Here is a 12,905-nt window from a genome sequence, read left to right on the forward strand (position 1 = left end):
ATGAGGCTGGAAAAGGAGTGTAAGAAAATGACTGAAACGCTCGATGGCGCAGAAGATATCAGAAAATTAGAAAAAGAGAACGAATATTTGCGAACAGAGTTGATGCAGCAAAAAATGCTGTTAAATAAGACGTTAGATGCCATTTTCATATTTGATCAACACCTCAATATCATCCAAGCCAACGAAGCGACATGCAGGCTTGTACAGACATCGAAAGAAGACCTCCTCAATAAATCTGTTCTAGATTTCCTATATGGCATCCCGAAAGACAGAATTGAATGCTCCCTCGATTTATTTTTTCGAAAAGGAACGTTAAGAAGAGAAATTTCCATTCAGCTTGAAAACGGCGAAACAAAATACATTGAATTTGTTGCAGAGCATGACGTTTTGAATCAGCAATATATTGTCGTCATGCGAGATATTTCCTCAAAGAAAATACTAGAACGAGAAAGATCCATGAATGAGCAGCTGTTCAAAGATTTGTTTGACCGAGCCATTGACGGAATGGTCATTTTTGATCAGGATGGCTGCATGATCGACGCCAATCATTCTTTTTGTCAGAGCTTTGAGCTGCAAAAGACGGATTTAACCGATCGTTATTTAAATGAATTTGTCGAAGATGAAAATCTTCCAGCCTTGCAGCACCTTTTAACGTCACTTAAAGAAACAGGGAAAGCCAAGGGAGAACTTCCCGTTACCCTTCAATCTGGCCAGTACAAATTATTCGAGCTCACCATTACATCAAATGTGATGAGCGGTTTTTATATGTCCATCATGCGGGATATTACAGAAAAAAGGTTAATGGAAGAGAAGCTGTTAAAAAGTGAGGAACGCTTTAGAGAAATTTTTGAAAATGCAATGGATGCAATCATCATATGGGCGGATGATGGAGAGATTGTGAGAGCCAATGAATCAGCCTGTCGCATTTTTGAATTGCCTATGCATTCACTGATTGGCAAAAAACTCACAGACTTTCTCGTGAAATCTGATCAGAGATATAGACCGACTAGAAGACGATATATTCGGAATCATGAAATAAGGGAAGAGCTTTTGTTCAGAATGGCAAATGGTCAGTTTAAAGAGCTCGAGTTTACATCAAAGCATGCGGTATTAGAAGGACAGCACTTAACCATTTTACGTAATGTGAGTGATCGAAAAAGGATGGAGGAGGAGCTGCGCGAAAGTGAGCTCAAATTCCGTAAAGTATTTAATGGATCAATGGACGGCATTGTTCTTTTTGATAACCAATACCGCATTATCGAAGTCAATCCATCCGCAAGCGAGCTGCTCGGATTGAAAGATGATCATTTAACTGAAATGAACCTTTTCCATATCCTTGCGCCTTATCAAATTGAACATTTGGCACAGCCTGCCCAGGCGATGTCATTAGATGAAATGGACAATGAAGTCCCATTTGTGCTGAACCATCCAGATCAGCGTATATTGGAATTCTCTTTTAAACGCAACATCATTCATAATATGAATTTGGCGATCTTTAGAGATGTGACAGAGCGGAAGGAATTAGAAGAGCGGGTGAGAAAATCAGATACCCTTCATGTGGTCGGAGAGCTTGCCGCTGGAATTGCGCATGAAATCAGAAACCCGATGACAGCATTAAAAGGCTTTATTCAGCTGCTAAAAGGAAATATAGAAGGGGAGTATTCGCTCTATTTCAATGTCATCACTTCAGAGCTAAAAAGAATTGAATCGATCATCACCGAATTTTTGATTTTAGCGAAGCCGCAAGCCATCGTATATGAAGAAAAAAATGTGGTGCAAATTGTGAAGGACACGATGGATCTGCTGCACGCACAGGCGAATCTTGGCAACGTTCAAATGCATCTCAATGTATTGGATGAAATTCCGCTCATTTATTGTGAACAAAACCAATTAAAACAAGTCTTTATTAACATTTTAAAAAATGCAATTGAAGTCATGCCGAGAAAAGGAAATGTCTATGTGAGCATTCAGCGGAAGGGTGAAGAGCATATTGTTATTTCACTGCGGGATGAAGGCTGCGGAATGGCAGAGGACAAGCTAAAGCGTCTAGGGGAACCATTTTATACGACAAAAGAAAGAGGAACTGGACTTGGCTTAATGGTTAGTTATAAAATTATTGAAGAGCATCAAGGAACCATTGAGGTAGAAAGTGAGGAAGGGGTAGGAACCGTCTTCCATCTCACGCTGCCACTGAGGCAGAAGAAACAAGAAGGAGAGCATTAACGTGTATTATACCGTCTATCACGCACCAATTGGGACATTATACATACTAGAAAAAGACGATGCCATCATCGAAGTGATGTTTGATGATGAGCCGTTTTTAGCAAAAAAGCAAGAATCTAATCTAAAAGAAGAAGAAACGTCAGTATTACAAGAAGCGAAAAAGCAGCTAGATGAATATTTCAAGGGGCAGCGCCAAGTATTCGATCTCCCGCTCAAGCAAAAGGGAACTTCGTTTCAAGAGCAAGTGTGGGAAGCACTTTCGACTATTCCGTATGGTGAATCAAAAAGCTATGCAGACATTGCAAAAGCGATTGGTCACCCAAAGGCAGTGAGGGCGATTGGACAAGCCAATAGACGCAATGCATTACCTATTTTTATTCCCTGTCACAGAGTGATTGGAAAAGACCGTTCTCTGACGGGCTATGCAGGAACGAAGACAGATATGAAAGCGGTTCTGCTTGAATTAGAAGGTATCCCATTTGTTCAAAAATAAATCGATTGACCTGTTCCAAATGTTTTCCAAACGACATATCCTTTTATTAAGCTAAAAAAGTTGGTTGAGGGAAAAAGGAGGGCGCTAGGGAATGTTTTGGGACAAAAAGAATAAAATGTATGCCGTCACATCACTATGTGTCAAAATGAAGGTTTTGACAGAAGAACAGAAAAAAGAAATTTTAGCAAAAACGAATGAAATAAAAAAGCGCGGTGCTCTTAAATAAGAAGTACACGGCGCTTTTTTTATGATCAGAGTGAGATGCTTTCAGTGAACAGAGCGTCAATCTCTTCTGTATAGTTCGACGTAATAATCCCTTTCTCTGTAATGATCCCTGAAATGAGATGGTGAGGAGTGACATCAAAGGCGGGATTGAATACCTGAACATCAGGTGGTGCAATTTGGACGCCGTTTAATTCTTTTACTTCCAGCGGGTCGCGCTCTTCAATTGGAATATCTGCCCCGTCTTTGGTTGAGATATCAAAGGTAGAAAGCGGTGCAGCTATAAAAAACGGAATTTGAAAATGCTTGGCTAAAATGGCAAGACTTAACGTGCCAATCTTATTCGCCGCATCTCCATTACGGGCAATGCGATCAGCCCCAACAATGACAGCAGAAATTTGCTTTTCTTTCATCGTATGGGCTGCCATGTTATCTGTAATGAGCGTCACATCTACGCCGCCTTGCATGAGCTCCCATGTTGTCAGCCTAGCCCCTTGGAGAACAGGTCGTGTTTCACAGGCATAAATGTGAAGATCGAGATTTTTCTTTTTGGCTAAATAAAATGGAGCAAGGGCTGTTCCGTACCGGCTCGTGGCGATGGAGCCTGCATTGCAAATGGTCATAATCCGATCACCCGATTTAAAGAGCTGGAGTGCATTTTGACCGATTTGTTTGCATGTTTCTTCATCTTCAATTTGAATTTGAATGGCCTCATGGACAAGGTCTGTTTTGGCTGCATTGACCGAAGCTGCACGATCAATGCGCTGCAACAATCGCTCTAATGCCCAGGCTAGATTCACAGCAGTTGGACGAGCACTGTTTAAATATTCTTTTATCTGAATGACTTCTTGTTTAAACACATCAATTTCTTCTGTCTCAATGTCTTGGGCACTGAGCGCCAGTCCAAAAGCTGCTGTGATGCCAATGGCAGGTGCTCCCCGCACTTTTAATGTGACAATGGCATCATACACGTCTTCTTTTGTATATAGATGCTCAAACACGGTTTCTGCCGGTAATTTTTGCTGATTCAAAATGTTAATATGGTTTTCTTCCCATTCGACAGAACGGGGGACTTCAAATTCTTTAGACAAAACCCGTCACTCCTTTACAGATTGCTGGAATAATGCGACGAGGTCAGACGCTGTTTCCACTGCATGATATTGTTTGATGAATGTTTTTCCGAGCGTAAGTGCTGCTTTTTTCTGCTGAATCCGTCTAGATGGTGATGGAATCGCATCGAGATCAGCGGCATGAGCAAGACCGATTGTTCGGCGGACAAGCTCACAGCCCGCAAAGCCTGTCGCTTCTTTTAAAATACGGTCAAAGGTTGTTTCTAAAAAACTGTCAGATACACTAAACGCTTCAATACTGTCTTCTTTCCAAGCTTTTGCGAACACTTCTTTGAAGGTTGCCCATACATTGACGACATGGTCAAAAAGGTGCTGCTGATCATGTTCATTCTCACGGGACAAAGCATTCAGGAACAGGTTAGCGATAAAGTGACCGATATCGAATCCGAAGGGACCATAAAATGCGAATTCTGGATCAATGATTTTGGTTTCCGTCTCACTTGCAAAAATACTACCTGTATGAAGATCTCCATGAACAAGTGTTTCGGCAGACGTCAGGAAAATACGCTTCAATTCAGCTGCTTTTGCCTGCACTTCAAGATCTGCCCAAAGCGCTTCGGCAGCTTCTCTTAATTCTTCTTCGAAATCATTTGTGCCGCTATCAAAGAAAGGATCTGTGAAGACGAGCTTTTCGGTAATGTCACAAAGGTCCGGATTCGTAAATTGCTTCACAAATTGTTTTTTGATTTTAGGATTTGTGGCAAAGTCAGAAGTGTAGAAAAGTGTTTTTCCTAAAAATTCTCCGACATGATCGGATAAATGCGGATATTGTTTTCCGGCAATTAGCCCTTTTCTGACGATTTCTAGGTGTGATAGATCCTCCATTGCCGTCACAGCAAGAGTTGTATCTGAATAATAGACTGCTGGTACGAGATGCGGTGTATACTCTGACTGCTTGATCAGGGCAGTACTTTCGATTCTCGCACGGTCTAATGTAAGCGGCCAGCTCTCTCCGACCACCTTGGCGTAAGGCAGTGCCTGCTTGATGATCAAACCTTTTTCTTGTTTATGATCAAAAATATGAAAGACGTAATTTAAATTCCCGTCACCGATTTCCGTACATGTCAAATGACTGCTTTCTTGTATCAAGCCAAGTCTAATTGCGAGTGCAACTGCCGAGCTTTCTGTTAATTCTTCATATGATGCCGTAAGTGTAACCAATTGCTTCCCCTCCAAATCATATAAAAAAACCTCTTTCTCCTGAGAGAAAGAGGCTTGATGGTGTGTATGCTCAAAGCCTCTCTTATCTCTCAGCACATACGTCTGATGGAATTAGCACCGTGCCCTATAAGACAATTGTCTTGGCGCTTACTTGCTGCGCCCCACTTCACAGTGGTATTAACGGTCGGTTGCTGTTGGGGTCAAAAGGCCAAATCCCTCGCCCAACTCTCGATAAGAGAAATCAATATGTAATTGTCTCGTGTCTGTTTGCATTTCTTAATTCAAGATATTATCAGAGCTGCGCTTCACATGTCAATCCTTTTTCAAAATTGCTTTACAATTCGTAAAACAATCCATTACAGTATTTGTATTGCTATGTAACTTGAATAGAAGGTGAAGATAAATGGAATTTCAGCAATCAGATGTATTGAAACAATTACCGACACAATTTTTTGCATCTCTTGTCCAAAAGGTGCAGAAAAAAGTGCAGGAAGGCGCAGATATTATTAATTTAGGGCAGGGAAATCCTGACCAGCCAACTCCCGCGCACATTGTAAAAGCCATGCAGGAAGCGGTATTAAAACCTGAAAATCATCAATACTCGTCATTCCGCGGAACAGCGAAATTAAAAAAGGCTGCCGCTGCCTTTTATGACAGAGAATATGGTGTCACGCTTGATCCGATGACGGAAATTGCGATTTTATTTGGCGGAAAAGCGGGGCTTGTTGAGCTGCCGCAATGCCTGCTGAATCCGGGTGATACACTCCTTGTTCCAGACCCAGGTTATCCTGATTATTGGTCAGGTGCCGTGCTTGCTGGGGCTCAGATGGTGACGATGCCGCTTCTTGAACAAAATGATTTTTTACCTGACTATGACCGGTTGCCTGAGGATGTTAAGAAAAAAGCAAAGTTGATGTATTTAAATTATCCCAACAATCCGACAGGTGCCACGGCAAGCCGTTCATTTTTTGAAGAAACCGTTACATTCGCAAAAAATCACAAGCTCTGTGTTGTCCATGATTTTGCCTATGGAGGCATTGGGTTTGATGGGGAAAAGCCAATCAGCTTTTTGCAAACAGATGGAGCGAAAGAGACAGGAATTGAAATATACACATTGTCTAAAACGTATAATATGGCAGGCTGGAGAGTAGGTTTTGCAGCAGGAAATCCGTCTGTTATTGAAGCGATTGAGCTTTATCAGGATCACCTGTTTGTTTCACTGTTCAAAGCCACTCAAGATGCAGCAGCGGAAGCTTTGTTAAGCGACCAAACGTGCGTACAGGTGCAAAATGATCGATATGAGAAAAGGCGAAATGTGTGGATTGCTGCCTGCAAGGAGATTGGCTGGGAGGTCACTGCACCAAAGGGGTCGTTTTTTGCTTGGCTAAAGGTGCCAGAAGGATATACATCTGAATCTTTTGCTGGCGTATTATTAGAGAGAGCACATGTGGTTGTGGCGCCGGGGAATGGGTTTGGTACTCACGGTGAAGGATACGTGAGAGTAGGACTTTTAACAAATGAGGAGCGGTTAAAAGAAGCCGCTCGGCGAATCGATGCCTTGAATCTGTTTGAAAATAAGCCATTGACAACATGAATAAACGGTGCGATAATTCAGACAATATTTAAGAAAATTGAATATTCTTATCAAGAGTAGGCAGAGGGACTAGCCCAATGAAGCCCGGCAACCGACTTCCATGAAGCACGGTGCTAATTCTTGCAGCAAGCGCTGAGAGATAAGATTCGGATGAATGACACGAAACAACCTCTTTAAGGCGCTGATAAAGCACTTGAAGAGGTTTTTTTATTGACCATATGCATGACGCAATCGAAAGGGGATTCCTAGTGAGTGAATTACTGGCAACATACGTATTAACACATCGAGAGGATGAACAAGTGAACCAAAAAGCGGAGCAGATCGCGCTTGGTTTAACAGTTGGATCATGGACGGATTTGCCGCAGCTCAAAAAAGAGCAGCTTCAAAAGCATAAAGGCCGGGTGGAAAAGGTATCAGAAAAGTTTGCTCCAGCCGAAAATGGCCTATATCAATCTGAGGTGACCATTGCTTATCCTGAGGCTAACTTTTCAGCGGATATACCGGCCGTTTTGACGACGATCTTTGGAAAGCTTTCACTAGATGGAAAAGTGAAGCTAGTCGACATTCAATTCTCAGATAGATTTAAAAGAAGTCTGCCAGGACCGGTATTTGGAATTGATGGCATACGAAAAAAAGCAGGCGTGTTTGATCGACCTTTGTTGATGAGTATTTTTAAAGGTGTCATTGGCCGTGATATGGCAGATTTAAAAGAACAGCTCCGTTTACAAGCATTAGGCGGCGTTGACTTTATCAAAGACGATGAAATTTTATTTGAGAGCCCACTAGCCCCTTTTGAAGAACGAATCAAAGAAGGAAAAAAGATATTAAAAGAAACATATGAAGAGACAGGGCACCGAACGCTATATGCCGTTAATTTAACAGGCAGAACCTTTGAACTAAAGGATCGAGCAAGAAAGGCAGCTGAGCTTGGAGCGGATGCACTCTTATTCAATGTCTTTGCCTATGGGCTAGATGTCATGCAAAGCTTAGCTGAGGATCCAGATATTCGATTGCCTATTATGGCCCATCCCGCAGTAAGCGGCGCTTTGACATCATCGCACGAATATGGATTCTCCCATTCTCTTCTTTTAGGTAAATTAAATCGATATGCTGGTGCTGATTTGAGTCTTTTTCCCTCACCGTATGGGTCGGTCGCACTTTCGAAAAAAGATGCCTTTGGAATCTATGAAGCTTGTGTAAAAGAGGATTCGGTTCAAAAAACGTTCCCTGTTCCGTCAGCAGGCATTCATCCTGGAATGGTACCAGTTTTGATGAAAGATTTTGGACTCGATCATGTGATAAATGCTGGTGGAGGAATTCACGGACATCCGCATGGAGCCATCGGGGGAGGGAAAGCATTTCGATCGATCATTGATGCGGTGACACATGGAGAGTCGATCCAAGAGAAGGCAGCTTCTTGCCAAGATTTAAAAGCAGCACTTGAACTATGGGGAAGGGTAGCAGAATAAATGAAAAAACCAATTGTATGTTGTGATTTTGATGGAACCATTACGAAAAATGATAATATCATTCGCATCATGAAACACTTTGCACCAAGTGAATGGACGGAGCTGAAGGACGATGTTCTCACAAAGGAGATCACCATTCAAGAAGGCGTCGGGCAGATGTTTCAATTACTGACGAGTGATCAAAAAGAAGCCATTCAATCGTTTATTTTAGAAGATACAGAGATTCGAGAAGGATTCAAGCAATTTGTTGATCATGTGAAAAAGGCTGATATTCCCTTCTATGTGCTAAGCGGCGGGATGGACTTCTTTGTTTATCCCATACTCAAGGGCATTGTGGATCGAGACGATATTTATTGCAATCATGCGTCATTTGGGGAAGAGCATATTCAGATTGAATGGCCGCATGCCTGCGATTCGCAATGTCAAAATGGCTGCGGATGCTGCAAGCCGTCAATCATTCGAGAGCTGACCTGTGAGAATGACTTCATTATCATGATTGGAGATTCAGTCACCGATGTGGAGGCGTCAAAGCATGCGGATCTCACATTTGCGCGTGACTACTTACTAAACGAATGTAAAGAGCTCGGGCTTGTCCATCTAGAGTATGAAACATTTATTGATCTTAAAGCACAATTTGATCAAATAAAGGAAGTGAAGGAATGGCAGACGCAAAGAGCAAGCGCTGGCAGGAGCTAGCAGACATCAAACGTGAACTGGCACAAAGAGACTGGTTTTATGGAACAAGCGGCAATTTATCGATCAAGGTGTCGGATGATCCAATCACGTTTTTGGTGACGGCAAGCGGCAAAGATAAACGAAAAGAAACAGATGAAGACTTTGTTTTAGTAAATGCGGCAGGTAAGCCTGTTGATCTGAATGAACCGCTTAGACCATCAGCTGAAACACTGCTTCACAACTATGTGTATGAGCAGACGAATGCAGGCTGCTGTCTCCATGTCCATACAATCGATAATAATGTGATCTCTGAACTGTATGGGGATAAGGGCGAGGTTCGTTTCAAAGGAAACGAAATCATCAAAGCGCTTGGTTACTGGGAAGAGGATGCAGAAGTGTCGTTACCGATTATTGAAAATCCAGCCCATATCCCGCATCTTGCAGCACAATTTGCAAAGCACCTCACTGAAGAGTCGGAATCAGGTGCTGTGCTCATTCGAAATCACGGTATCACAGTATGGGGGAAAACAGCCTCTGAAGCAAAACGAGTATTAGAGGCGTATGAATTTTTGTTTAGCTACCACTTAAAATTAACGCTTTATCAAAAGCAGCTTGTCACATAAAAAGGAGGAAAAGCACATGGCGACGATTTTGATTCATAATGAAGAGAACACATTACTTGAAAGCGAGCAAGAGGTGGCAGCCTATTTAGAAAACCAAGGGGTCATTTATGAACATTGGGATATTGCAAAGCTGCCAAACCGTTTATCAGAAAAGTATGATTTAACAGATGAGGAAAAGAAAGAGATTTTGACTGTTTTCCAAAAGGAAATTGAGAGTATATCTGAAAAACGAGGATACAAAGCGCAGGACGTGATTTCATTATCTGATGCGACACCAAATCTTGACGAGCTGCTCCAAAACTTTCAGCGTGAGCATCACCATACAGATGATGAAGTACGTTTTATTGTAAGCGGACATGGAATCTTTGCCATTCAAGGTAAGGATGGCGTCTTTTTTGACGTGAGACTGAATCCAGGCGATTTAATTTCTGTTCCGCCACATATTCGTCACTACTTTACACTGCAAGAGGATCGAAAAGTGGTTGCAGTTCGCATATTTGTCACAACTGAGGGCTGGGTGCCAATTTACGAGGAAGAAAAGGTTTAATGAAAAAAGCTGATCATTCCGCATGAGGCGGAAGATCAGCTTTTTTTTAGGGAAATAGACATAAAATGAGAAAGAAAATAGTTGATTTTGATCTTCTACATAGGATAAAATTCTGTTTAATCCATGTGTCAGTCCTGTCCAAATTTGAAGTTTACCCCCAAATATGATTGGGTAAGAGGTCTTTAGGCTGTATAAAATTAAATAAAATTAGCATATTTAATTTAATTTACAAATAAAGTATAATTTTGGTGTCGGATCATTTTGAGCATAGACAGTCGAATTCATTGTGGGAGCTGAGATCATGAATAGTTATGTAAGGAAAGAACAATTGCTAATGTCAATTGATGAGAAGAGAAAACAGATGGTAGAAGCTGCTCAAGCAGAAGGCTACACTGGTGAGACGACAATTAAATATAGTCAAGAACTGGACAACCTGATGAATGAGTATCAGCATCTCCTTTTTCATGAGAAACAATCTGCCCCCTCCTTTCATGATCTTGTATCTCAAATGAGTCTTCTATCTGTAAACCGTCCCTCTTATTGACATGAAAAACCGGTCTTGCCTAAGCAAAACCGGCTGAATGTTTCAGCTATGCTGAGTGAGCAGAAGGAAGCATGATCACGACGGTTGATCCTTTATTCACTTCGCTCTCGATATCAATTGTTCCGCCATACATCGAAATGATTCGTTTACACACGACAAGCCCAAGACCTGTCCCTTTTTCCTTCGACGTAATAAAAGGGAGGAAGATATGTTTTAACATTTCTTCTGATATGCCTTCACCCGTATCTTTCACTTTAATAATGACATGTTCTTTTTCAGCCTCAATCAAAATCTTCAAATGACCGCCATTTGGCATCGCTTCTAATGAGTTCTTCGCTACATTTAATACGACTTGTTTAATGTGATCTTTTGTGCAATAAACCCCAACATCTTGAATCGTATTAATTTGCAAATCAACCTCAACATTATAAAGGTTCGCCTCAGAGAAAACGATCGGCATGATCTCACTTACAATTTCTTTTACAGAGTTATTCTGCCATTTTTCTGCCGTTGGTTTCCCTAATACAAGAAACTCACTGACGATTTGGTTAATTCGTTTGATTTCTTCTTCAATGACAGAGAAATAGAGCTGATCTTCTTCAGAGTGATACTTCTTTTGCAAAAGCTGTATAAATCCACTAATCCCTGTTAATGGGTTGCGAATTTCATGTGCTGTACTTGCTGCGAGGGTCCCGATTAATTCAAGCTTTTGTGCTTCATTTTGGTGACGCTCCTGCTGGGTTTGACGCCTTAAAATGATATATTGAACAAGTGTGAATAAAATATTTAATAAAATAAAAGCACTGGATAAAGGGATCAGCATAACAGACAGCACTTCACCTGTAGAAGCGCGCTGCGGATAGACCTCCAGCTTCCAGCTGTTTTCATCTAAATATGTAGACACGGTGCTGCCATTTTCTGATGCTGGCTGTGGACCACTTGTAAACACGACATGTCCATTTTGATTCAGCATCTTAAAATGAAGATCAGGGTTCAATACATTCATAATATTTCTTAAATAATCAATTTGAATGGCGGCGACTAGCACATTGGTGACTTCTTCGTTTTCATCCAGCACAGGCACACAAATGGAAAGAATCCGCTGTTTTGTAATTCGGCTCACATAGTTATCTGTGATCACCGTCTGCTTGGTCACTTGAATGCGCTTAAAGTAATCTCTGAATGATAGGTTGATTTTTTCCTTTAACGGTGTCGTGCTTACTGTTACATTTCCTTTTTTGTCTAGGAGATACAGACCTGAAAAACGAGGTTCTTGTTTATAGATTTTCTCTAGGATGTTTTGTACTTTTTTCGTCTCGAGAGGCTGGTCAAATCCCATGGCAAGAGAAGTTAATCTCGCTTCTGTTTCACTAATTAAATAATTCATTTGGTTTTTGTGAATATTTAACATAAGTGTAGCAGTTTGTTTGTTTTTTAAGTCGATTTTTTCCGTTTCTTTTTCGTAGATAAAATAACTAATGATTAGGGTTGGAATCATGACCAAAATAAGGTACAGCCTGATCTTCTTCCAAAACCCTTTCAATATACTCATCATTCATCGCTCCAACGTATTACCTAATAGACTTATTATAGCATTGAACCTATCTTTATTACGATGACTTGTGTGATTTTTAAAAAATTAGGTGATTCGTTCTGGTCTCATTTTCATGCTAAAGATGGATCAAGATGTTGACATTTTACTTATTGTTTATTAATGTCACATTAGTGGGTTGCATTTCATAAAGGATGATAAAAAAATGGAAAATCATAATGTTGAGAAATCTTTGAAATTATTTATTGTATTATCACGTGCCTATCGCTCGATTAATCATCACATGAACAAGCATATTGTGAAGCACGGGCTGAATCCGACTGAATTTGCAGTATTAGAATTGCTGTATCATAAAGGGGATCAGCCGCTTCAGCAAATCGGTGATAAGATTTTACTTGCAAGCGGCAGCATCACGTATGTGGTCGATAAATTGGAGAAGAAAGAACTCCTCAGTCGTAAGGCCTGTGCAGAAGACCGCAGGGTCACATTTGCGCATATTACAGAGCAGGGACGAGCTTTGCTTGATGATATCTTCCCAGATCATGCGAAAGAAATTCATGAGATGATCAGTGTCCTGAGCGAAGAAGAGAAGGATGCCTGCATTGACATGCTTAAACATGTGGGACTCCGTGCAAAACATTTATATGATCATAAAGAATAAATAAAAAAGGA

13 protein-coding genes and 2 riboswitches are annotated in these 12,905 nt (G+C 41.1%); of the genes, 10 read left to right on the forward strand and 3 right to left on the reverse strand.

Annotated elements, in window-relative coordinates; genetic code table 11:
* Positions 1–27: 27 nt before the first annotated feature.
* The 3 genes from NST39_RS06960 (at position 28) to NST39_RS06970 (ending at position 2,942) form a co-directional block, all read left to right on the forward strand.
* Complete coding sequence (locus tag NST39_RS06960) at positions 28–2,223, forward strand: PAS domain S-box protein (protein WP_341027624.1); 2,196 nt, start codon at positions 28–30, stop codon at positions 2,221–2,223.
* Position 2,224: 1 nt separating this feature from the next.
* Positions 2,225–2,716 (forward strand): methylated-DNA--[protein]-cysteine S-methyltransferase, encoded by a 492-nt coding sequence (locus tag NST39_RS06965; protein WP_341027626.1) that lies wholly within the window; start codon positions 2,225–2,227, stop codon positions 2,714–2,716.
* Between the two features lie 91 nt (positions 2,717–2,807).
* Positions 2,808–2,942: a hypothetical protein gene (locus NST39_RS06970; protein WP_003211599.1), complete on the forward strand. Its 135-nt coding sequence runs from the start codon at positions 2,808–2,810 to the stop codon at positions 2,940–2,942.
* Positions 2,943–2,967: 25 nt separating this feature from the next.
* Here NST39_RS06970 and mtnA read toward each other — a convergent pair whose 3' ends face one another.
* Positions 2,968–4,029, reverse strand: a complete 1,062-nt coding sequence (gene mtnA / locus NST39_RS06975; RefSeq protein ID WP_113767589.1) for an S-methyl-5-thioribose-1-phosphate isomerase — start codon at positions 4,027–4,029, stop codon at positions 2,968–2,970.
* A gap of 6 nt (positions 4,030–4,035) precedes the next feature.
* Complete coding sequence (gene mtnK, locus NST39_RS06980) at positions 4,036–5,229, reverse strand: S-methyl-5-thioribose kinase (protein WP_185106969.1); 1,194 nt, start codon at positions 5,227–5,229, stop codon at positions 4,036–4,038.
* Between the two features lie 79 nt (positions 5,230–5,308).
* A riboswitch (SAM riboswitch) is annotated at positions 5,309–5,467 on the reverse strand.
* Between the two features lie 165 nt (positions 5,468–5,632).
* On the opposite strand from mtnK, the gene NST39_RS06985 reads away from it, so the two are divergent.
* From NST39_RS06985 to NST39_RS07010, 6 genes are all read left to right on the forward strand, one after another.
* Positions 5,633–6,823: a pyridoxal phosphate-dependent aminotransferase gene (locus NST39_RS06985; protein ID WP_113767590.1), complete on the forward strand. Its 1,191-nt coding sequence runs from the start codon at positions 5,633–5,635 to the stop codon at positions 6,821–6,823.
* A 44-nt stretch (positions 6,824–6,867) separates the two neighbouring features.
* Positions 6,868–6,969: riboswitch (SAM riboswitch) on the forward strand.
* Between the two features lie 102 nt (positions 6,970–7,071).
* Positions 7,072–8,292 carry a 2,3-diketo-5-methylthiopentyl-1-phosphate enolase gene (mtnW, locus tag NST39_RS06990; RefSeq protein WP_044139779.1) on the forward strand — a complete coding sequence of 407 codons (1,221 nt, stop codon included), beginning with the start codon at positions 7,072–7,074 and terminating at the stop codon, positions 8,290–8,292.
* Complete coding sequence (locus tag NST39_RS06995; RefSeq protein WP_341027630.1) at positions 8,293–8,988, forward strand: 2-hydroxy-3-keto-5-methylthiopentenyl-1-phosphate phosphatase; 696 nt, start codon at positions 8,293–8,295, stop codon at positions 8,986–8,988.
* Positions 8,952–9,590, forward strand: a complete 639-nt coding sequence (locus tag NST39_RS07000; protein WP_268508029.1) for a methylthioribulose 1-phosphate dehydratase — start codon at positions 8,952–8,954, stop codon at positions 9,588–9,590. Before NST39_RS06995 ends, NST39_RS07000 begins: the two co-directional genes overlap by 37 nt.
* Positions 9,591–9,606: 16 nt before the next feature.
* Positions 9,607–10,137 carry a 1,2-dihydroxy-3-keto-5-methylthiopentene dioxygenase gene (locus NST39_RS07005; protein ID WP_065097154.1) on the forward strand — a complete coding sequence of 177 codons (531 nt, stop codon included), beginning with the start codon at positions 9,607–9,609 and terminating at the stop codon, positions 10,135–10,137.
* A gap of 301 nt (positions 10,138–10,438) precedes the next feature.
* Entirely contained in the window at positions 10,439–10,681 is a 243-nt protein-coding gene (locus tag NST39_RS07010; RefSeq protein ID WP_065097155.1) for an aspartyl-phosphate phosphatase Spo0E family protein, read from the forward strand.
* Between the two features lie 46 nt (positions 10,682–10,727).
* Here NST39_RS07010 and NST39_RS07015 read toward each other — a convergent pair whose 3' ends face one another.
* Positions 10,728–12,233 carry an ATP-binding protein gene (locus NST39_RS07015; protein ID WP_065097156.1) on the reverse strand — a complete coding sequence of 502 codons (1,506 nt, stop codon included), beginning with the start codon at positions 12,231–12,233 and terminating at the stop codon, positions 10,728–10,730.
* Positions 12,234–12,438: 205 nt separating this feature from the next.
* On the opposite strand from NST39_RS07015, the gene NST39_RS07020 reads away from it, so the two are divergent.
* Positions 12,439–12,894 carry a MarR family winged helix-turn-helix transcriptional regulator gene (locus tag NST39_RS07020; protein ID WP_003211701.1) on the forward strand — a complete coding sequence of 152 codons (456 nt, stop codon included), beginning with the start codon at positions 12,439–12,441 and terminating at the stop codon, positions 12,892–12,894.
* Positions 12,895–12,905 lie beyond the last annotated feature (11 nt).

Source organism: Bacillus sp. FSL W8-0645, assembly GCF_038007905.1.
Classification (GTDB): domain Bacteria; phylum Bacillota; class Bacilli; order Bacillales; family Bacillaceae; genus Bacillus; species Bacillus pumilus.